This window comes from Gilliamella sp. W8126 (genome assembly GCF_016102185.1).
Taxonomy (GTDB): Bacteria; Pseudomonadota; Gammaproteobacteria; order Enterobacterales; family Orbaceae; genus Gilliamella; species Gilliamella apis_A.
This window is the reverse complement of record NZ_JACFPE010000003.1, coordinates 14,007-35,087: the sequence shown is the minus strand read 5'-3', so window position 1 is coordinate 35,087 and position 21,081 is coordinate 14,007. Positions and strand designations below refer to the sequence as shown.

18 protein-coding genes are annotated in these 21,081 nt (G+C 34.8%); 6 read left to right on the top strand and 12 right to left on the bottom strand.

Going from position 1 to position 21,081, the window contains the following annotated elements:
* Positions 1–153 precede the first annotated feature (153 nt).
* From H3S74_RS07245 to polA, 11 genes are all read right to left on the bottom strand, one after another.
* A complete protein-coding gene (locus H3S74_RS07245) occupies positions 154–597 on the bottom strand; it encodes a PTS sugar transporter subunit IIA (protein ID WP_198201825.1) in 444 nt (147 codons plus the stop codon).
* Positions 598–612: 15 nt separating this feature from the next.
* On the bottom strand, positions 613–1,110 hold the full coding sequence (locus H3S74_RS07240; RefSeq protein WP_198247583.1) for a PTS sugar transporter subunit IIB: 498 nt from the start codon (positions 1,108–1,110) through the stop codon (positions 613–615).
* Between the two features lie 38 nt (positions 1,111–1,148).
* Complete coding sequence (locus tag H3S74_RS07235) at positions 1,149–2,009, bottom strand: PTS system mannose/fructose/sorbose family transporter subunit IID (protein WP_065577935.1); 861 nt, start codon at positions 2,007–2,009, stop codon at positions 1,149–1,151.
* Between the two features lie 43 nt (positions 2,010–2,052).
* Entirely contained in the window at positions 2,053–2,874 is an 822-nt protein-coding gene (locus tag H3S74_RS07230) for a PTS mannose/fructose/sorbose/N-acetylgalactosamine transporter subunit IIC (protein WP_370547588.1), read from the bottom strand.
* A gap of 61 nt (positions 2,875–2,935) precedes the next feature.
* Complete coding sequence (locus H3S74_RS07225; RefSeq protein ID WP_198222403.1) at positions 2,936–3,916, bottom strand: D-isomer specific 2-hydroxyacid dehydrogenase family protein; 981 nt, start codon at positions 3,914–3,916, stop codon at positions 2,936–2,938.
* Positions 3,917–4,255: 339 nt separating this feature from the next.
* Positions 4,256–5,929, bottom strand: a complete 1,674-nt coding sequence (asnB, locus tag H3S74_RS07220) for an asparagine synthase B (RefSeq protein ID WP_086363227.1) — start codon at positions 5,927–5,929, stop codon at positions 4,256–4,258.
* 164 nt (positions 5,930–6,093) lie between these two features.
* Positions 6,094–6,438 carry a YdbL family protein gene (locus H3S74_RS07215; RefSeq protein WP_198222401.1) on the bottom strand — a complete coding sequence of 115 codons (345 nt, stop codon included), beginning with the start codon at positions 6,436–6,438 and terminating at the stop codon, positions 6,094–6,096.
* 140 nt (positions 6,439–6,578) lie between these two features.
* A complete protein-coding gene (locus H3S74_RS07210) occupies positions 6,579–6,764 on the bottom strand; it encodes a YnbE family lipoprotein (protein ID WP_173795303.1) in 186 nt (61 codons plus the stop codon).
* A gap of 18 nt (positions 6,765–6,782) precedes the next feature.
* On the bottom strand, positions 6,783–8,387 hold the full coding sequence (locus tag H3S74_RS07205) for a YdbH domain-containing protein (protein WP_198247581.1): 1,605 nt from the start codon (positions 8,385–8,387) through the stop codon (positions 6,783–6,785).
* 58 nt (positions 8,388–8,445) lie between these two features.
* The gene (gene gltX, locus H3S74_RS07200) at positions 8,446–9,876 is read right to left on the bottom strand and encodes a glutamate--tRNA ligase (protein WP_198247580.1); all 1,431 of its coding nucleotides are present in this window, start codon (positions 9,874–9,876) and stop codon (positions 8,446–8,448) included.
* A 272-nt stretch (positions 9,877–10,148) separates the two neighbouring features.
* Positions 10,149–12,923 carry a DNA polymerase I gene (gene polA, locus H3S74_RS07195; protein WP_198247579.1) on the bottom strand — a complete coding sequence of 925 codons (2,775 nt, stop codon included), beginning with the start codon at positions 12,921–12,923 and terminating at the stop codon, positions 10,149–10,151.
* 204 nt (positions 12,924–13,127) lie between these two features.
* Between polA and folE the strand changes: the two genes are divergently transcribed.
* The 5 genes from folE (at position 13,128) to ispH (ending at position 19,369) form a co-directional block, all read left to right on the top strand.
* Positions 13,128–13,787, top strand: coding sequence for a GTP cyclohydrolase I FolE (folE, locus tag H3S74_RS07190; RefSeq protein WP_086363232.1), 660 nt, complete (start codon positions 13,128–13,130; stop codon positions 13,785–13,787).
* A 260-nt stretch (positions 13,788–14,047) separates the two neighbouring features.
* On the top strand, positions 14,048–14,983 hold the full coding sequence (ribF, locus tag H3S74_RS07185) for a bifunctional riboflavin kinase/FAD synthetase (RefSeq protein WP_198247578.1): 936 nt from the start codon (positions 14,048–14,050) through the stop codon (positions 14,981–14,983).
* A 37-nt stretch (positions 14,984–15,020) separates the two neighbouring features.
* Positions 15,021–17,828 carry an isoleucine--tRNA ligase gene (gene ileS / locus H3S74_RS07180; RefSeq protein WP_110446899.1) on the top strand — a complete coding sequence of 936 codons (2,808 nt, stop codon included), beginning with the start codon at positions 15,021–15,023 and terminating at the stop codon, positions 17,826–17,828.
* Between the two features lie 118 nt (positions 17,829–17,946).
* Positions 17,947–18,417: a signal peptidase II gene (gene lspA, locus H3S74_RS07175; protein ID WP_086360956.1), complete on the top strand. Its 471-nt coding sequence runs from the start codon at positions 17,947–17,949 to the stop codon at positions 18,415–18,417.
* A gap of 1 nt (position 18,418) precedes the next feature.
* Complete coding sequence (ispH, locus tag H3S74_RS07170) at positions 18,419–19,369, top strand: 4-hydroxy-3-methylbut-2-enyl diphosphate reductase (RefSeq protein ID WP_198247577.1); 951 nt, start codon at positions 18,419–18,421, stop codon at positions 19,367–19,369.
* On the opposite strand, the gene H3S74_RS07165 is transcribed toward ispH, so the two are convergent.
* Positions 19,366–19,620, bottom strand: a complete 255-nt coding sequence (locus tag H3S74_RS07165) for a YfhL family 4Fe-4S dicluster ferredoxin (RefSeq protein WP_086359926.1) — start codon at positions 19,618–19,620, stop codon at positions 19,366–19,368. The genes ispH and H3S74_RS07165 overlap by 4 nt on opposite strands.
* 258 nt (positions 19,621–19,878) lie before the next feature.
* Here H3S74_RS07165 and H3S74_RS07160 point away from each other — a divergent pair, with 258 nt between their 5' ends.
* Positions 19,879–21,081, top strand: coding sequence for an efflux RND transporter periplasmic adaptor subunit (locus H3S74_RS07160; RefSeq protein ID WP_110446898.1), 1,203 nt, complete (start codon positions 19,879–19,881; stop codon positions 21,079–21,081).

The following is a 21,081-nucleotide window of genomic DNA, read 5'->3' as shown; positions in this document are numbered from 1 at the left end:
ATATCGCAAAATCAGATCTTTCAATATTTCCATTATTAATAAACTATTTTTATATAAAGTTAGACAATATAGTTAATATGATTTTAAAAATCATATTAACTATAAATAGATTAAGATAAAAATTAACTTAATAACATTAAATTAGTTATTACATTAATAATCATCATCATTTTCATTGTTGTTTGATTGAGATATGTTAGCAACGGCATCTTGAATATTTTCATGCCCAGCCTCGATACTTTCCGCAGTAAGATCATTCAATGACACAGAATCTCTATTACATACTGCATTAATTACCATAGGCAGACTCATACCAGTAATGACTCGAACATTCATACCAAGCTCATTCCATTGTGGAACGCATTGCATCGAAGCATTATATGGAGATGCGCCATAAAGGTCGACAAATATAAGAACACCATCGCCAGAATCTAAAGATTTTGAACAATTGAATAAATCAGTTTTTAACTGATTTATATCTTGTCCAGGATTAAGTGATAATGATTCAAATTGGCTTTGTTCTCCAACAATCATTTTCACACTGTCTTTTATTCCAGCCGCCATACTTCCATGGCTAACTAATAAAACACCGATCATGTTATTAATCCTATATTATTCAAACATTTTAATTACTTCACTTAAAGGTACTTTCTTTAATGAAGGCGTTGCTTGGCAATAAATATCCATATTCGGAAAACTATTTTGTAAATCAATTAATAAATCGAGTTGCTCTTTATTAATCGATACTTCTTTAATGATTGAGGTTGCCCCTGGAACCAGTGGTAAACCGCCAATATTAAGATTAGTTACAGGTACGCCAGATTTAATAATTTTATACATTACTTCAATATTTTTAGTAATTAAAATAACGTTAAAATCATCATATTGACGATCGTTCCAATACCTAACCGCACCATCTTCTTTTAATACTCTAATTTTATGACCAGTGCTGGTGCCTGCGCCAAGAATAATATTTTTGGTAAATTCATCATTTGCCGAATAATCATCTGCAACAAATAAAGCATTAGCGCCGGCTGCTTTTGAAACATTTGTTGCGACTTGACCATGAATAAGACGACTATCAACCCGAGCTAAAACAACTTTTCCCATAATTTAAAACCTCTATTATTATTTATATTTAATTATTTTTATAAAATACCAATTGCGGCTAAAACACCAAGAATAACAGTTAGCCCAATTAAAGCTCTTGTTACTTTCAATCCTTTCTTAGAAAAATAAAAATACAATCCCATTACAACAACAAGCGGTAATACTCCAGGTAAAATCTTATCCAGTGTATCTTGTATAATGAAATCTTTACCAGATAAGGTGAATTTTAAACTAGAGGAAACTTTAATATAGCTTGCAGCTAGAATACCCATCATAAATAGACCTAAAATAGATAAGGCTTCTATGATCATCTGCATCTTATTTCCAACGACTTCTGTTGCCGCATTTCTACCTAATTTAAATCCTAATTGGGCAAAATAGTAACCAACAAATAGTTGATATAAAACAAATGCAACAAATGGGAATAACGCACCTATCGCTAAACCTTCTTGCGCCCATGGTAATGCGATGGCAATAAAAATATATTGTATAGTACCCGAGTCAATCGCATCCCCGATACCGGCCAAGGCTCCCATTAAACCGGCTTTAGTGTTATAAAGCACATCATTGTCAATACTAATTGGTTTGTTTTGATAAACTTCATCAGCACGTACAGCTTCTAGTGAAGCCATAATTCCTGAAATAGTTCCACCACCCCACGTGATTTGAGTATTAAAAAATAACAAATGTCGTTGGTAAGCAGCAGCTAATTCACTTTTTGATTTATATAACTTTTTAAGAATTGGCATTAATCCCCACATTAATGATGCCGCAAGATAACGGTCAAATGAGTGTGGAATTTCATTGGCATAATACCAACGTAACCATGCAAATGTGATATCTTTTTTAGTAATCGTTTCTGGCTTTAGATCAATACTTTCTTGTACTATTTCTGTCATTATAAAATTCCTCTTTCTAATTTATTAATCAAATAACTAATGATTAATAATCATCGTCATCAACTTGATTGTTATTTGAATTATTTCTAGGTTGATCTACCGCAGAATTTACTGCTTCACTTTTTGCAAGAACAAAAATAAAGGCAACTATTGCACCAACTATTGCGTAAGTTACCATGGTAATATTTAGTGGTTTGGCAATAACCGCCATAAAATAGGCAAGTAAGAAGAAAATGATGTAGCTTTTTTTACCAATAACATAAATGGTTAATGCAATACCCACAGCAGCAAGCCCACCACCAATTACATTAAGAATATGGAAAACTAGTCCTCCAGCATTCGATTTAATCACATCAGCAATAATTGGTGCCCCAAAATATAACGCAACAAACATAAACGGTACGAACAATGCAAAACTACAAATTATTGGTAACACGATGATAGAAAAGGTTAATCCTTTACTATTAGCTTCTTCGGCATATTTTTCTGTTAATTTCATAATCATGGTATTAAAGAAAAATCTTAATTGATACAAGTAAGATCCTAATAAACCTACCGGTACTGCCACAGCTACGGCGGCTGTTGGTTCCATTTTACCCAACAATGCGACGGGAACAGCAACTGCTGTTGCTATAGCTGGTTCTGATGGCATTTGCCCACCAGGTGAAAAAACACCCATATAAATCAACTGAATAGCAGCTGTTGTTATCATTGCATTAGGAATGTCATTAAATACAATCCCAACAATTAAACCGGTCATCATTGGTGTAAATCGTAACGTTAACGTAGCACCACCTAGACCCCGAGACATGACCATTGCAACCCATATTGATATAATAGCTGCTTGAAGAAACGTTACATGCATTTCTTGCATATATAAACTCCTTACTATTTTTATAATTAATTAGTTAGTTTCAGTTAAATGATTAAGAAACCACCGATTGTAGCTCTAAGTTATTAACAAAATTTTCTACATCTTGTACACATTTTTCCCCCATACCTTGCAGACACTCAATTGCATAAGCAGAAGTATGTGGTGTAACAAGAACTTTAGGATGTTTAACTAAAGGATGATCACTGTATGAAGGTTCAACATACATGACATCTGTTGCGTGACCAGCTACAGTGCCATTATCGAGCGCATTTATAAGTGCAGTTTCATCAATTAATTCGGCTCGAGCAGTGTTAGTTATATAAACGCCTTTTTTCATCAAAGAAAATTGCGGTGCTTTTAAAATATGATAGCTAGTTTCATTTAATGAGGCATTTAACGAGATGATATCTGCATTTTGCAGTAAATAATCTAACTCAACAATTTCAATATTATTTTTGTTAGCCCAATCAACATTAACTTTTGGATCCACCACCAATAGGCGAGCATTAAATCCATGTTTGAAAATTTCTGCCACGCGACTACCAATGTTGCCACAGCCAATAATACCAATTACTTTACCCGTAACATTGATACCTAAAAAAGAGGCTCTTTTCTTCCATTCATCTGACTTAACCGCTTCTTGTGATTGAACTGTTTGTCTAATTAATGCAAGTAAATTAGTCACTGCATTTTCAGCAACAGCATCACGTTCAACCAAAGGAGGAACGATAGTAACTATTGTGCCATGCTCTTTGGCAGCAACAACATCAACATTATTGAATCCGATGCCATGACGGGAAAGTAATAGTAGCGGTTGTTTTTTATTATCAAAAAACTCTTTGTTAAAAAAAGGTCTAACACTGGCAATAACAATATTAAAATCTTGCAATGCTTCAGCTAATTCCTTCCCTGGAATATTATTTTCAAAAGTAAAATGTTTTACTTCACCTATTTTTTCTAATCTTTCTAGATGATTAGGAAAATATTTTCCAAAACTACTTGAGTTGATTATAGCGATTTTATAATTTTTCACTCAATGCTCCTAATTCATGATTTATATACTTATATAAAGTTATTTATAGGAATATAAATATTATTTTATTTCCATTCAGCCACAATGTGACTGGTAACATTTAGTATAGTTTATAAACTTTTTAAAAAAGTGAATTTAGATCACATATTTAATAAAAAATTATTTTCTATGATTGTTTGGTAGCAAATTGAATGAATAAGAAAGGTAGAATTGAAAAATAATTTATTGATTATATTATCGATTTTTATAATTATATAATCTAAACATGAATATTTTTAACAAATTATTTAGATATAAAAAAAGGGCATAATGCCCTTTTTCAGATTAAATTAGTTAATATTACTTTTTATAAGCATCATTATGTACACCAACCGCTGCACGACCTGATGGATCATTTAGATTTTTAAATGACTCATCCCATTCAATTGCTTTAGCTGTTGAACAAGCCACTGTAGGACCACCAGGTACACAATGCGCAGCACTTTCAACTGGGAATAATTCATCAAAAATTTCACGATACATATAAGCTTCTTTTGAAGCTGGAGTATTGTATGGGAAACGGAATTTTGCGTTTTCCAACTGTTGATCGGTAATTTTGCTTTCGGCAATCTCTTTTAAGGTATCGATCCAACTATAACCTACACCGTCAGAAAATTGCTCTTTTTGACGCCAAACCACTGATGCTGGTAAATAAGATTCAAATGCTTCACGAACAATATGTTTTTCCATCTTACCGTTACTACCACACATTTTATCCTGTGGGTTAATGCGCATAGCAACATCTAAGAATTTTTTATCTAAGAATGGTACGCGAGCTTCAACACCCCAAGCAGCCATTGCTTTATTAGCACGCGCACAGTCATACATATGCAGTGCAGCTAATTTACGCACAGTTTCTTCATGGAATTCTTGAGCATTTGGCGCTTTATGGAAATATAGATAACCACCAAATACTTCATCAGCACCTTCACCTGATAGAACCATTTTAATACCCATAGCTTTAATTTTTCTTGCCATTAAGTACATCGGTGTTGAGGCACGAATCGTTGTTACATCATAAGTTTCAATGTAATAAATTACATCACGAATTGCATCAATCCCTTCTTGTATTGTGAAGTTAATTTCGTGATGAACAGTACCTAAATGATCGGCAACTGCTTGGGCAGCTTTAAGATCAGGTGCACCTTTTAAACCAACCGCAAACGAGTGTAATTGTGGCCACCATGCTTCTGATTTTTCATGATCCTCAACTCGACGCGCAGAAAACTTTTTAGTAATCGCTGAGATAACTGAAGAATCAAGTCCACCAGATAATAAAACACCATAAGGAACATCAGACATAAGATGGCTTTTTACTGACTCTTCTAATGCGACACGAAGTTCATTGATATCTGTCTTATTATCTTTGACATTATCATATTCCATCCAATCTCGTTTGTAGTAGGTCTTTATTTCACCCTCTGTGCTAGAAAGATAACAACCAGGAGGAAATGCTTCAATAGTTTTACAAACAGGTACTAAAGCTTTCATCTCAGAGGCAACATAAAATGTACCATTTTCATCATATCCCATATACATTGGGATAATACCAATATGATCGCGACCAATAAAATAGGTACCTTTGTTGATGTCATAAAGAATAAAAGCAAACATACCTTGTAGTTCATCAAGACAGTTAATACCTTTTTCTTGATATAAGGCTAGGATAACTTCACAGTCAGATCCTGTCTGAAATTCATAACGATCTTTGTACTGATTTCGGAGTTCTTGATGATTATAAATTTCGCCATTTACCGCTAAAACTAGGGTTTTATCTTTATTATAAAGCGGTTGAGATCCTGTATTAACATCTACAATTGATAAACGTTCATGAGCTAAAATAGCTTTATCAGAAGCAAAAATACCAGACCAGTCAGGTCCACGATGACGTTGTAGACTTGATAGCTCTAATGCTTTTGTTCGTAGTTGTTCTGGATCTGATTTAATATCAAGAATACCTAAAATCGAACACATTGATTTTCTCCATTTAAAATCGCCAAAGCGATACTATTTACAAATAAAACTTATTTTAATTATCACTGCAAGTAAATCACAAAAATAACAGGATACACATTATTGGTAAACAATTAAAGTACAATATCATTATACTTTTTCTATTGTTGTAATAAAGTTTGCCATTATTTTTTTAACCACTGCCCTTGTTGTTTGATATATTGGCCTGCTGGCGTTTTTTCTTGTGCTTTACTGCCTGCACGACTCTGCACATCAGACAAAGGTACTTTAGTTTCTGCAGAGACTTTTTGATATTGCTGTTTACGAGCCTGATTAATTAATTGAGCAATTTCGCTAGCATTACCTTCATTTTTGACCACGCCTAGATAACCATCAGCTTGTTCACCAACCAAACCATTAGCTTTGGCTTGACCTAATTCATTAATTGCCTGATCTAAATTTAAAGCAAAAACCGGTAAAGCTAATATTATTGATAATAATGCTATCGTTGCTTTTTTATAGATATTCATAATAACCCCCTTATTAAATACATCATATTAAATTGTATTAAATATGTGTAAAAATTATTAAAAAATCATCTTATGTTGCGCAAGAGTAATTTTTAGATTCACGACATTATTAGTAAATAACGATCGATAATAATATTAATTTAGTATAAACCTGATTTATTGATAATGTTATCTAAGGCTTTATCAACTTTAATATTAATTTCATGATCAATCTTAACATTTAAATTGATATTAATTGGTTCATTTGGCGCTTGTACTTTAACCGTTGGTGTACAGCCAATTAATACTGCGCTACACACGATAATAGTAATCATATTTTTTAGCATAATATAGCCTCTTATCTATCAAGATTTCCCTTTCAAATACGCTTCAATACGTTTTCGTATAGGTTCGTTAATCTGATCGGAAAGTTGTAAACTTATCAACAATTTTGCAATATTTTCTTCAAGATTAATATTTAAATTTACTGCTTTACCATTCTCAACATCTCGGTTACTGCCTTGGATATTTAATCCTAACTTAGCAATCTCATTAGCATAATTAACCGTACCTGATAATTTAGTATAATGAAAATTTTTAATAATATCAGTGAGAATTTTCATATTAGGATTGGCTTGTGCATAATTTTGCAATGCTGAATTTTCAAACCGCAAAAAGCCCTCATTGACCGTTACTAATTGACCATTTTTGATAATAACTTCGGTCAAAGCGGTGCCTTTTTTAGTAGAAGGCAATAAAGTAATCGGTAAAACACCATCAATCATCCCTTCTCCAACTAAACCCTCAGCAGGATATTTTGCAAAAATATCTTTAAGTTGTACCTTTTTTAACCTTAAATTAAATTTTTGGGGTAATTTTGCTAAATTCAATTGCCCTTTATCAAGAGAAACAGAACCAGAAAAAATAGCGGCTTGTGCTAATTGCCATTTTACAACTCCTTTATTTGGTGCAGCTAAAGATGCTGAATAACTACCAGCTAATTTTACTTTTTCAAAAATAACACCAATATTCACTTGTTGAATGGTTAATGCTGAAGTTGTAACAGTAAATTGATTATTGTTGAATAAAAGATTTATATCCCCCAAAACGGATTTAAATTCGCTTGCCTTATATATGCCGTCAAATTTATTAATTGTTAATGATGATTTGACGTTAACTTGATTAGCTTTAAATGGAATCGGCAATGCTGCATCAAGAGTTAATTTTCCGATTAATGGTTTAATAATTAAATCATCGGAAAAATTCGCTTTTTCAATATTAACTAGTGCTTTATCGGTACTTTTTAAAGTAAATAGCTTATCGGTTAAAACACCACTGAATGGTAAAGTTAAACTACCTTTTTCAATACCAAAATACGATAAAGATGTGGTCAAAACACCATTTTCAATTTCAACCGATGAATTTGATTGGTTAAATGAGATATCAGCAGCAAGCGTTGCCATATCCTGAGAATTACTGGCTAGGTTGAGTTGCAAAGTATTTTGATTTTTAACCACTGCAACTTTCAGATTAAATAATTCACTATCTTGCTGGTGTAATATTAAATGTTCAATGTTAATATTTGTTGGTAACCAGGCAATAATAGTCGAAATCAATGAAGGTTCAAAAGTAGATTGATCAAGTTGTTGTAATTGATCATCTGCAATTTTCGTTACTGCTTGTGTATTGGTAAAATCGGCTTTTTGCCAATAGATATCGATATTTTTAGCGCTCAGCTGTGACCATGATATTTTCACATCGCTGGCCGTTACTGATAATTGTGATTGCTGAGCAATATTTAGTTCAGCAAAAGATAAACCATCCCAGCCGATGTTGATGCCTTGCCAGTCTATCGAAAGATTATATTCATCCTTAAGTGCTAACCAATAACGCCATCCAGATAAACTTGCTATGATTATAATCAATAATATAAGCGACGGAATCCAATAACGTTTCTTTAAGCGAGCCATAATAAACTCTCAACAAGATAAAGTGAATCGCCGAGTTATTATCGGCGATTAAATGAGATTACGCTTGAGTTTGTTCTCTGTTAGCAATATAAGCCAATGCTTTATCTATTCTAGCTAAGGTGCGTTTTTTACCAACCGCATAAACAGTGGCATCAACTGAAGGTGATTGCCCAATTCCGGTTACAGCAACCCGAAGAGGCATACCAACTTTACCCATACCAACCTCAAGCTCAGCTGCTGTTGCTTCAATGGCATGGTGAATTTTATCGATTTGCCAATCAAAGTCAGAAATTGCTTCAATTTTAGCCTTAACCACTTCTAATGGCTCTTTGGCAACGGGGCGCAAATGCTTTTTAGCCGCATCAGCATCAAACTCAGCAAAATCTTGATAGCAATAGCTACTTGATTCAGCCATTTCTTTCAATGTTTTACAACGCTCACCAAATAATTTGACGATAGTAATCAAATCGGGGCCTTGATCTAAATCATAACCTTGTTGATTCATATGCCAAACTAAATGCTGTGCAACATAATCAGCGTCTAAATGATTAATATAATGATGATTTAACCAAAGTAGTTTTTCAGTATTAAATGCACTGGCCGACTTACTGACTGCATCTAAAGAAAAGTAACTCACCATTTCAGGCACCGAGAATATTTCTTGATCACCATGAGACCAACCAAGCCTAACTAGATAATTTAATAGTGCTTCAGGCAAATAACCATCATCACGATATTGCATAACACTTACCGCACCATGACGTTTCGAGAGTTTTTGCCCATCATCACCTAAAATCATCGATACATGACCATATTCAGGTAATGGTGCACCAAGCGCTTTAAGAATATTAATTTGTCGAGGGGTATTATTAATGTGATCTTCACCACGAATAACATGAGTAATTTCCATATCCCAATCGTCTACCACGACACAAAAATTGTAAGTTGGTGATCCATCAGTACGACGAATTATGAGATCATCAAGCTCTTTATTGGCAATTTCAATTGGTCCTCGAATTAAATCGTTGAAAACAACTACTCCATCAGTAGGATTAGCAAAGCGAACAACATGCGGTTCGTCATGATTATGCTGTTTTTGTACGTTATCACAACGGCAATGACCATCATAACGAGCTTTTTCACCATTCGCCATTTGCTGTTCACGTAATTTTTCTAATCGCTCTTTCGAACAATAACAATGATAAGCAGTACCATTAGCTAACATTTCGTCAATCACTTGATTGTAACGATCAAAGCGTTTAGTTTGAAAATATGGGCCTTCATCCCATGATAATTTTAACCAATTCATACCTTCCATAATCGCTTCAATCGCTTCTGGCGTTGAACGCTCAAGATCGGTATCTTCAATACGTAATACGAAAGCACCTTGCGCATGGCGAGTATATAGCCAAGAATAAAGTGCTGTACGAGCACCACCCACATGTAAGTAACCGGTAGGGCTTGGTGCAAAACGGGTTTTAATTTTCATGAAATAATCCTATTAATAACAAAAAAGAACACTCAAACGTCAATTCGTTGCTCGCGCTCTTCTTTATTTAAACTTTTCTCATAAGTGAGAAAAATAATAACAATTTGTAATAAATTCAATTTAGTTGTTTATTCTAACACGCCAAAAGGTTTCGGCAAGCCATCGCTAACAGCATAAAATTAACAACTATTTTATAAAAGTATTGAGTAATTAACTACATATTTTAGTATAAAAATCAAACTATAACGTATAAGTTAATTTTAATAAAAAGATCAATGCGCTTCATCCCAATTATTACCAATACCAACATCAACTTTTAACGGTACTGAAAGTTGATAACAATTCTCCATAATTGATTTAATCAACGCACTATATTCACTCACCAACTCTTCTTTTACTTCAAACACCAGCTCATCGTGTACTTGCATCACCATTCTGATATTACCTGTCGGTTGATTTTTTATCCACTCACTCATTTTAATCATAGCGGTTTTGATGATATCTGCTGCAGTACCTTGCATTGGTGCATTAATTGCCGCACGTTCAGCGCCCCGTTTTTCAATACCATTGCCAGAAATGATTTTTGGTAAATATAATCGTCTTCCTGATAAAGTTTCCACATAGCCTTGTTGCGTTGCCAATTGGCGTGTTTCTTCCATATAAGCTTGTACACCAGGATAACGTTCAAAATAGCGATCAATATAGAATTGTGCTTCTTTACGGGGAAGATTAATTTGTTTCGATAATCCAAATGCACTCATACCATAAATCAAACCAAAATTGACTGCTTTCGCACGTCGTCTCTCTTCGGCTGTAACATCTGCCTCTGGTTTACTTAATACTTCACTCGCGGTAACCCTATGAATATCTTTATCATCAGCAAAAGCGCTAAGCAGACTTTGATCCTGTGATAAATGCGCCATAATACGCAACTCTATTTGCGAATAATCGGCTGAAATAATCTTATAACCTTGTGGTGCAATAAATGCTTGCCGAATTCTACGTCCTTCTTCATTACGTACAGGGATATTTTGTAAATTCGGATCATTTGATGACAACCGCCCAGTTACCGTACCAATTTGATTGTAATTGGTATGAATTCGATGGTCTATTGGACTTACCATCAACGGTAATTTATCAGTATAAGTGTTTTTCAGTTTTGCTAAGCTACGATAAAACAATATTTTACGCGGTAAAACATACTGCTCAGCAAGTTCACTCAATACATCTTCACTAGTTGATGGATCACCTTTTGGTGTCTTTTTTAAGACAGGTAATTGGTGTTTATCAAATAAAATAGCTTGAATCTGTTTTGGTGAAGAAGGATTAAATTTTTCACCTGCTAGGAAATGTAATTCAGCCTCTATTTCTAGCATTTTTTTATTTAATTCAATGGAATAATCATTCAACTGTTTAGCGTCAACTAACACCCCAGTCCTTTCCATATCGGCCAACACAATCGCCAACGGCATTTCAATATCGGTAAATAACTTACTGAGCTTGCGATCTTTTTCCAGTTCAGGCCATAGTTTCTGATGAAGTTGCAAAGTCACATCCGCATCTTCAGCGGCATATTGCGTAGTTTTTTCAACTTCAATAGCATCGATAGTGACTTGTTTTTTATCAACCTTGGTTAATTCATTATAAGTAATAGTTTTAAGATGCAAATAACGATTCGCCATACTATCCATATCGTGTCGTTCAGTGCTATTTAAGACATATGACTCCAACATTGTATCATAAGCAATACCTTGCACATGGATACCATAATTAGCTAACACACTGTAATCAAATTTGGCATTTTGGGCGATTTTCTTAATTGCTGGGTTTTCTAATATTGGTTTTAATTTAGTTAATACATCATCTAATGGTAATTGATCTGGTACACCGAGATATTGGTGATTAATTGGAATATAGGCAGCTTGATAAGGTGCCACACTTAGTGATATTCCAACCAATTTAGCATGAATATGATCAACATTATCCGTTTCTGTATCAAAGGCAAACTGCTGACAGTTAACTAATTTACTGACCCAATCATCTAATTGCTCATGAGTTAATATGCATTGGTAATCTGTATCAATCTTATCTTTAACGGTATCGCTTTCCTGCGAAAATAACGACAGATTATCAATGTCAGTAACCGTTAGTTTTTGTTGTTTTAAAAAATTACCCGCTATTAATTCTTTTTGCCAACGATGAAAGCCATAATAGGCAAATAATTCGACTAATTTATTTACATTAAGATCTGTAACAAGTAGTTGTTCATTCGTAAAATCTAATGCCACATCGGTTTTAATGGTAGCTAATAGATAAGAAAGCTCAGCATCCTTTTGATTGTCTATTAATTTTTGCTTTAATGATTTAGCGCCTCGAATCGATAATTTTTCAATATCGTCTAAATGGTTATAAATATCTTTTACACTATCAAAAGCAGTTAATAAAGCCTGTGCTGTTTTTTCGCCAATTCCTGCTACCCCAGGTATATTATCGGAATTGTCACCTCTTAATGCTAAATAATCTATAATTTTTGCTGGTGGCACACCAAATTTATCCACAACACCTTGCGGATCAAGTGCGGTATTATTCATGGTATTAATCAGTGTAACTTTATCGCTTACTAATTGCGCCATATCTTTATCCCCAGTACTAATGAGTACTTGAAGATTTTCTTTTTCTGCTTGTTTGGCTAAAGTCCCGATCACATCATCGGCTTCAACACCTTCAATGCAAAGTAATGGTAAACCCATCGCTTTTAAAATGGTGTGAATGGGTTCAATTTGTGGCCGTAAATTTTCCGGCATCTCTTCACGAGTTGCTTTATATTCACTATAAATTTCATTACGAAATGATCCACCTTTAGCATCAAAAACTACCGCTATATGGGTAGGATTATATTGATTCATCAAGCTACGAATCATATTAATAACACCAAATATAGCCCCAGTTGGTTCACCATTGGCATTGGTTAAAGGCGGACAAGCAAAAAAAGCCCGATAAAGATAAGAAGATCCATCAATTAAAATAATTGGCGCATTATTTGGCATCAATAGTTACCCAAATGTTATTAGATTTAATAACTATAAGTATAACCTAATTAACAGTAATATTGTTGCTGACTCCGATAATATAGTGTAAAAATAATCCAGATAATAACGAGCTTTTATCCAATCCAATGAATGAAAATTACTGTATATCACTATATGAGTAATATATAATGTGACATCTATTTTCGCCTGAGTACTAAATAAATGACAGAATTAAGTCTTGCTGCGCAAAAAGTCAAAGAGGCATTAGCAGCTAAAAATCTTGAAACCCCATCATGTCGTTTAGCTATGGAAAATAGCGAACGGAAAGCTAAAATCGAAGCACATTTCCGAGAAATCATGAAACTCATGGAACTTGATTTGCATGATGATAGCCTCGCCGAAACACCGCATCGAGTTGCCAAAATGTATGTTGATGAAATATTTTCCGGTCTTAATTATCATAATTTTCCGAAAATAACTCTTATTGAAAATAAAATGCAGGTTGATGAAATGATCACTGTTCGTGATATTACTTTAACCAGTGTTTGTGAACACCATTTTGTCACCATCGATGGTAAAGCAACCGTTTCTTATATCCCAAAAGATAAAGTGATCGGTCTATCAAAAATCAATCGAATTGTTCAGTTTTTTTCACAACGGCCACAAGTACAAGAAAGATTAACCCAACAAATTTTGGTTGCATTGCAAACACTACTCGGTACAGTCAATGTTGCAGTATCAATTGATGCAACACACTTTTGTGTAAAAGCCCGAGGCATTAAAGATTCAAATAGTTTAACCACCACTACCGCGTTAGGTGGCGGATTTAAAACTAATCCAAGTACTCGACAAGAGTTTTTAAGAGCGTTAAAACACTATTAATCAATAAAATAATCCAATATAAAGTATATGTTGGATTATTTATCAGTAATCGACTAAAAAACAGTTATCGTTTATTTATACTCACAACAGGAAAAATATAAATATGTTTGATACTACCTCAAGCGTTTTTATATTAACCAATCACAATATTGCCAATACCGCCATAAAAAGCCCAATTGTTATTGCGTGCATCTTCAAGAAAGATTGGTATAATTGGCAGCTATTTTAGTGAAAACATAATAATTAACTAACACGCTTTAATGAAGATAATCCGCGGTATTGATAATTTAAACAATGAATTTACTCAGTGTGTACTTACATTGGGCAACTTTGATGGTGTGCACTTAGGACACCAACAATTAATAAATCATTTAATAGAAAAAGGTAAAAAATTAAACTTACCCACAGCGGTTATGTTATTTGAGCCACAACCATTAGAGTTTTTCAGTAAACGAGCACCAACTCGCTTAACTTCATTTAAAGAAAAAGTACGACTAATTGAAAAACTCGGTATCGACTATATTATTGCTGTACCCTTTACCCAAACTTTTGCCAATATGTCAGCCAATGCATTTATTCAAGACTGGTTGATTAATAAATTGAACGCTAAATATATTGTTATTGGTGATGATTTCCAATTTGGCCGAGACCGCAAAGGCGACATCAATCTGTTACAACAATATACTCCAAATAACCATTTTTCGGTTGAAAGTATGCAAACCTTTGTTTGGAATAATTTAAGAATCAGCAGTACAGCTGTTCGTGAAGCACTGTTTAATAGTGATTTTGAATTAGCTCGTTGCCTTTTAGGTCGTGATTACGCCATTCAAGGTAGAGTGGTGCATGGTAATGCATTAGCAAGACAATTAGGATTTCCAACCGCCAATATTCATTTGAATCGAAAAAAACCTGCTTTACAAGGGGTCTATTTTGTCAAAGTCAAAAACTGTTGTAGCAATCAATATTATCATGGCATTGCCAATATCGGTATTAGACCAACCATTGAAGGTAAAAAAGCAATTTTAGAGGTGAATCTATTTGACTTTTCAGGTGATATTTATGGACAATATTTAGACGTTACCTTTGTCTGTAAATTACGCGATGAGAAAAAATTTGATTCTTTAGCAGATTTAAAACAACAAATTTCACAAGATGTTTGCACTGCGAAACAGATCAGTGCAAAATTAACCAATTAAAAAGTAGTATCAACAAAAATAACTGGAATAAATCAGCATGACAGACTATAAAAATACATTGAATTTACCGGAAACTGGATTCCCTATGCGAGGCGATCTTGCTAAACGTGAACCAGCTATGTTGCAAAATTGGTATGATAAAGAACTTTATCGCAAAATCCGTCAAGTAAAAAAAGGCAAAAAATCTTTTATTTTGCATGATGGCCCTCCTTATGCAAACGGAAAACTTCATATCGGTCATGCCGTTAATAAAATAATTAAAGATATTATCATCAAATCTAAAGGTTTAAGTGGTTATGACTCCCCGTATATTCCAGGATGGGATTGTCATGGATTACCGATAGAACAAAAAGTTGAAGAACAGGTTGGTAAACCTGGCGTAAAAGTGACACCAGCTGAATTTCGCCAAATTTGTCGTGATTATGCGGCTTCACAAGTTGAACTACAAAAAGCTGATTTTATTCGTATGGGTGTACTTGGCGATTGGCAAAATCCATATCGTACAATGAATTATGATACTGAGGCGAATATTATTCGGGCTTTAGGTAGAGTGATTGAAAATGGTCATTTAGTCAAAGGGGCTAAACCAGTTTATTGGTGTACCGACTGTATGTCAGCCTTAGCGGAAGCCGAAGTTGAATATTATGATAAATCATCACCGGCAATTGATGTCAAATTCAAAGCAACTGACAATCAAACAGTAGCAAATAAATTCGGAGTTAGTACTGACTTAACTATTTATGCGGTTATCTGGACCACCACACCATGGACATTACCAGCTAGCCGAGGAATTGCGCTTAATGCAACGGTTGAATATCAATTAATCCAAATCAACGATAAAGAGTGCCTAATTTTAGCTGCTGATTTAGTTGAATCAGTTATGAAACGTGCTGATATCACTGATTGGAAAATCTTAGGTTCTTGCCAAGGTGATGCGCTTGAATTATTACGTTTCAAACATCCATTCCTCGATTTTGATGAGCCAATTGTACTTGGTGAACACGTTACTGTTGATGCAGGTACTGGTGCTGTTCATACCGCTCCAGGTCATGGTGCTGAAGACTTTATTGTTGGTCAAAAATATGACCTTGAAGTAGCCAATCCGGTTGGAGGTAATGGTTGTTATTTACCGGGAACGGGTGCTGGTTTAGATGGTTTATTCGTTTTTAAAGCCAATAAAGTAGTCATTGAGCTATTAAAAGAACACAATGCACTATTACACTTTGAAAATATTGAACATAGTTACCCATGCTGTTGGCGACATAAAACACCTGTAATTTATCGTGCAACTCCACAATGGTTTATCAGCATGGATAAACAAGGTTTACGTGCTCAATCGCTAAAAGAGATTAAACAAGTTCGTTGGATCCCTGATTGGGGTCAAGCTCGAATTGAAACAATGGTGGCAAATCGTCCTGATTGGTGTATTTCACGTCAACGTACATGGGGTGTACCAATGACGTTATTTGTACACAAAGAAACTGAAGAGTTACATCCAGACACACTACAATTAGTCGAAAAAGTCGCTAAATTAGTTGAGCAAAATGGTATTCAAGCATGGTGGGATGCCGATATTAAAGATCTATTAGGTCCCGATGCCGATGATTATCGCAAAGTACCAGACACGCTAGATGTATGGTTTGATTCAGGTTCAACATTCTACTCAGTTGTTGGCGTACGTCCTGAGTTTGAAGGACATGAAGCGGATATGTATTTAGAAGGTTCAGATCAACATCGTGGTTGGTTTATGTCTTCGTTAATGTTATCAACTGCAATTGATAACAAAGCACCGTATAAACAAGTATTAACGCATGGCTTTGTGGTCGATGGACAAGGTCGTAAAATGTCTAAATCGCTAGGTAATATCGTTACACCACAAGAGGTAATGAATAAATTAGGTGCCGATATTCTACGATTATGGATTGCTTCAACCGATTATTCAGGTGAAATGAGCTATTCAGATGAAATCATCAAACGTGCAGCTGATAGCTATCGTCGTATCCGTAATACTGCGCGTTTCTTATTGGCTAACTTAAATGGTTTCGATCCAGTTAAAGATATGGTTAAACCTGAAGATATGGTGGTACTCGATCGCTGGGCGGTTAGCGTGGCTAAAGAAGCACAGGAACAAATTATTCAAGCTTATGAAAACTACGATTTCCATAGAGTGGTACAACGCATAATGCAATTCTGCTCAATTGAAATGGGCTCATTCTATTTAGATATTATCAAAGATCGTCAATATACGGCGAAAAGTGACAGTATTGCCCGTCATAGCTGTCAAACAGCGTTATACCATATTGCTCAAGCGATGGTTCGTTGGATTGCACCTGTTTTATCATTTACTGCAGATGAAATTTGGCAATATCTACCTGCAACAGAAAAATCAGAATTTGTGTTTGAAGATGAATGGTATACCTCACTATTTAGTCTGTCTGAGAGTGAAACACTAAACAGCGCTTACTGGGCACAAATTTTAACTATTCGTAGTGAAGTAAACAAAGTGTTAGAGCAAGGTCGTAATGATAAAGTTATTGGTGGATCGCTTGAAGCTGCTGTTACTCTTTATGCCAATAGCGAAATTGCTACGGCACTTGCGAAATTAGAAAATGAATTACGTTTTGTATTATTGACGTCACAAGCAAGTGTTAAACCGTTAGACAGCGCATCACAACAAGCAGTACAAAGTGATATTCAAGGTCTTAAAATTGAGCTTGCTAAAGCACAAGGCGATAAATGCCCTCGCTGCTGGCATTATACTGTTGATAACAATCCTACCACTCACTTATGTAAACGCTGTGAAGAAAATATTCATGGCAATGGTGAAGTAAGACATTTTGCTTAACCACTAACAGTTAGTGATAGGAATAGAAAAGAGCTATAAAAATAATCTTATAGCAATTAACTAAGTACATTTACCGCCGACGATTGTCGGCGGTATTATAATAATGAGCATAGACTATATGAAAAAAGATAATGGACTTTACTGGTTATTATTGGCGGTAGTGGTTTTTGTTATAGATATCGCAAGTAAATTTTGGATTGTAAAGAATTTTTTCCTTTTTGAATCAGTAAATCTACTCCCCTTCTTCTCGATAACGTATGTCCGCAATATTGGTGCCGCATTCAGTATATTTGAAGGTCAACGCTGGATACTGGCAGCAATTGCCTTTATTGTCAGTGCAGTAATTGTTTATATGCTATATCGCAATAAGCATAAACAAAAACTAGAAAACTTCTCATTAGCATTAATTTTAGGAGGTGCGTTAGGCAACCTATTCGATCGCCTCTATCATGGTTTTGTTGTTGATTTCCTAGATGTTAATTTTGGTGATTGGCATTACCCAACTTTTAATATTGCTGACTGTGCCATTTGTTTAGGTATTGGCGTCTTTATCCTAAGCAATTATGTAAAACCAAAAAAGATGGATTAACATGCAGATTATTCTCGCTAATCCACGTGGTTTTTGTGCAGGTGTAGATCGAGCAATAACCATCGTTGAACGAGCAATCGAACTGTTTGGCGCACCGGTTTATGTGCGCCATGAAGTCGTGCATAACCGCTACGTGGTTAATCGTCTTAAAGAGTTAGGCGCAATATTTATTGAAGAAATTAATGAAGTACCTGATGATAGTATCCTTATTTTTTCCGCCCATGGCGTATCTAAAGTGGTTCGAGATGAAGCTAAACGTCGTCAACTACGGATATTTGATGCAACATGTCCTTTAGTTACCAAAGTTCATATGGAAGTTGCTAGAGCAAGCTATCGAGGAGAAGAAGTTATTCTTATTGGTCACGCGGGTCATATTGAGGTCGATGGTACTATGGGGCAGTATAGCAATCCTGAAGGTGGTATTTATTTAGTTGAATCCATTGAAGATGTGCAGAACTTGCAAGTAAAAAACGACCAGCACCTCTGTTTTACAACCCAAACAACGTTATCCGTTGATGATACTGCTGAGATAATCTCAGCTTTAAAAAATCGCTTTCCGAATATTCGCAGCCCTCGTAAAAACGATATCTGCTATGCGACCACCAATCGGCAACAAGCGGTTAAACAGCTATCATCTCAAGCCGATGTGGTTTTAGTGGTTGGTTCGAAAAACTCGTCAAACTCAAACCGATTAGCTGAACTGGCAAGGCGAAACAGTAAACATGCTTATTTGATTGATTTCGCATCCGATATTAATCTTGAGTGGCTAGTTAATGCTGGAACTATCGGTGTAACAGCTGGAGCATCAGCGCCAGATATTTTGGTTAAGCAAGTTATCGATCATCTAAAAAGTCTAGGTTGTACATCATTGGTTGAAACCGAAGGAATTTCAGAAAATATCACCTTTGAAATTCCAAAAGAATTACGCATAGAGGTAAAATCAACTAATTAAGAAGAATGGGTTAGTTGCTTGAATTTTTCCAATAACTGCTCTTGGCTTTCGACATAATCAGGATCGGCAATAATCGCATTTTGAATCGGACAAACTCGCTGGCAAGTCGAATGATCATAATAACCAACACATTCAGTACATTTATTTGGATCAATTTCATAAGTATCAAACCCCATTGAGATAGCCTCATTTGGGCACTCGGGTTCACACATATCACAATTAATACACTTTTCGGTTATCTTTAATGCCATTGTTATAATATCTTTAACCAGTAAAAAAATTGGCGCCATTATAACGCAATCGCCAATAATTCCTAATACGGATCTACATTGCTATCACATGATTATTAAAATTTTTGCAAAAAATTTTGAGGAAAGGGGTTTTTAAATAGAATTTAGCACCAAAACTAATTAATTTTCATAAAAATTACAATTTATTGTCTTTAGTTATCATCGTAAATTAAATTAATACGTTACAATGCTCAAAAAAATAACAAAAGAAATAAAAGGATGAAAAGATTGGCAAAATTCTTAAGCGTTAAATCCATCGTTATTACGGTTATTGGTTTTGTTCTGCTTTATATAGCAAAATTAATTTTGTTTCCTGCTGAACCAAATATTAATTATATAACGTCAACGGTCACTAAAGCGAATATTGAGAAAACGGTACTTGCTGATGGCACTATAAGTGCTTTCAAACAAGTTAGCGTTGGTGCGCAAGTTTCTGGGCAAATTAAAAAATTGTATGTTGAGCTCGGTGATGAGGTTAAACAAGGTGATATGATTGCTGAGATTGATGATCTTAAGCAAAGCAATGATCTTAAACAATCCGAGGCGTCTCTTAACAGCTTAGAAGCCCAACGAACCTCGAAGCAAGCAAAATTAGTTAATTATCAATTAACCTATGAACGTCAATTAAAGTTGGTTAAAAAAGGGGTTGGCGTCCAATCTGATTTAGATTCTGCCAAAGCAGATCTTGATGCAATTAAAGCCGATATTGCCGCTCTTGATGCAGATATTGTTAGTGCTCAAGTCGCAGTTGATACTGCAAAAGTCAATTTAGGCTACACTAAAATACGTTCACCGATTGATGGTGTTATTGTTGCGATTCCAGTTGACCAAGGGCAAACCGTAAACTCGGTACAAAGTGCACCAACAATTGTTAAAGTTGCCCAACTGGATAAAATGACTATCGAAGCACAAATTTCCGAAGCAGATGTTATCGGTGTTAAAAAAGGAATGCCGGTTTATTTCACTATATTAGGACAACCAAACAAACGTTTTGATGGACTAACATTGCGGGCAATTGAACCAGCCCCTGACTCAATTAATACTGAAAGCTCAGCGAATTCAAGTACGTCATCGACCACCAAAAGTGCAATTTATTATAACGGCTTATTAGATGTCGATAATCCTGATCATATTTTACGTATTTCTATGACAGCTCAAGTTTATATTGTACTAGCAGAAGCAAAAGATGTCCTTGCCATTCCATCACAAGCTATCCAAAAAAATACTGGTAAAAATAAAGCGATTGTTTATGTTCTGAATAATCAAAATAGTATCGAAGAGCGGGAAGTTAATTTAGGGATTAATAATAATATTAATGTTGAAATCAAATCAGGTCTTAAAGAAGGAGAAGTTGTCGTTGTCAGTAGTGCAAATGGTGCAACATTTAATCCAAATAACAAAGGACCAAGGATAAGATTCTAA

Coding starts and splice junctions, on each gene's coding strand:
- H3S74_RS07245 (WP_198201825.1), bottom strand. CDS start 597: ATGATCGGTGTTTTATTAGTTAGCCATGGAAGTATGGCGGCTGGAATA.
- H3S74_RS07240 (WP_198247583.1), bottom strand. CDS start 1,110: ATGGGAAAAGTTGTTTTAGCTCGGGTTGATAGTCGTCTTATTCATGGT.
- H3S74_RS07235 (WP_065577935.1), bottom strand. CDS start 2,009: ATGACAGAAATAGTACAAGAAAGTATTGATCTAAAGCCAGAAACGATT.
- H3S74_RS07230 (WP_370547588.1), bottom strand. CDS start 2,874: ATGCATGTAACGTTTCTTCAAGCAGCTATTATATCAATATGGGTTGCA.
- asnB (WP_086363227.1), bottom strand. CDS start 5,929: ATGTGTTCGATTTTAGGTATTCTTGATATTAAATCAGATCCAGAACAA.
- H3S74_RS07215 (WP_198222401.1), bottom strand. CDS start 6,438: ATGAATATCTATAAAAAAGCAACGATAGCATTATTATCAATAATATTA.
- H3S74_RS07210 (WP_173795303.1), bottom strand. CDS start 6,764: ATGCTAAAAAATATGATTACTATTATCGTGTGTAGCGCAGTATTAATT.
- H3S74_RS07205 (WP_198247581.1), bottom strand. CDS start 8,387: ATGGCTCGCTTAAAGAAACGTTATTGGATTCCGTCGCTTATATTATTG.
- gltX (WP_198247580.1), bottom strand. CDS start 9,876: ATGAAAATTAAAACCCGTTTTGCACCAAGCCCTACCGGTTACTTACAT.
- polA (WP_198247579.1), bottom strand. CDS start 12,923: ATGCCAAATAATGCGCCAATTATTTTAATTGATGGATCTTCTTATCTT.
- folE (WP_086363232.1), top strand. CDS start 13,128: ATGACAGAATTAAGTCTTGCTGCGCAAAAAGTCAAAGAGGCATTAGCA.
- ribF (WP_198247578.1), top strand. CDS start 14,048: ATGAAGATAATCCGCGGTATTGATAATTTAAACAATGAATTTACTCAG.
- ileS (WP_110446899.1), top strand. CDS start 15,021: ATGACAGACTATAAAAATACATTGAATTTACCGGAAACTGGATTCCCT.
- lspA (WP_086360956.1), top strand. CDS start 17,947: ATGAAAAAAGATAATGGACTTTACTGGTTATTATTGGCGGTAGTGGTT.
- ispH (WP_198247577.1), top strand. CDS start 18,419: ATGCAGATTATTCTCGCTAATCCACGTGGTTTTTGTGCAGGTGTAGAT.
- H3S74_RS07165 (WP_086359926.1), bottom strand. CDS start 19,620: ATGGCATTAAAGATAACCGAAAAGTGTATTAATTGTGATATGTGTGAA.
- H3S74_RS07160 (WP_110446898.1), top strand. CDS start 19,879: ATGAAAAGATTGGCAAAATTCTTAAGCGTTAAATCCATCGTTATTACG.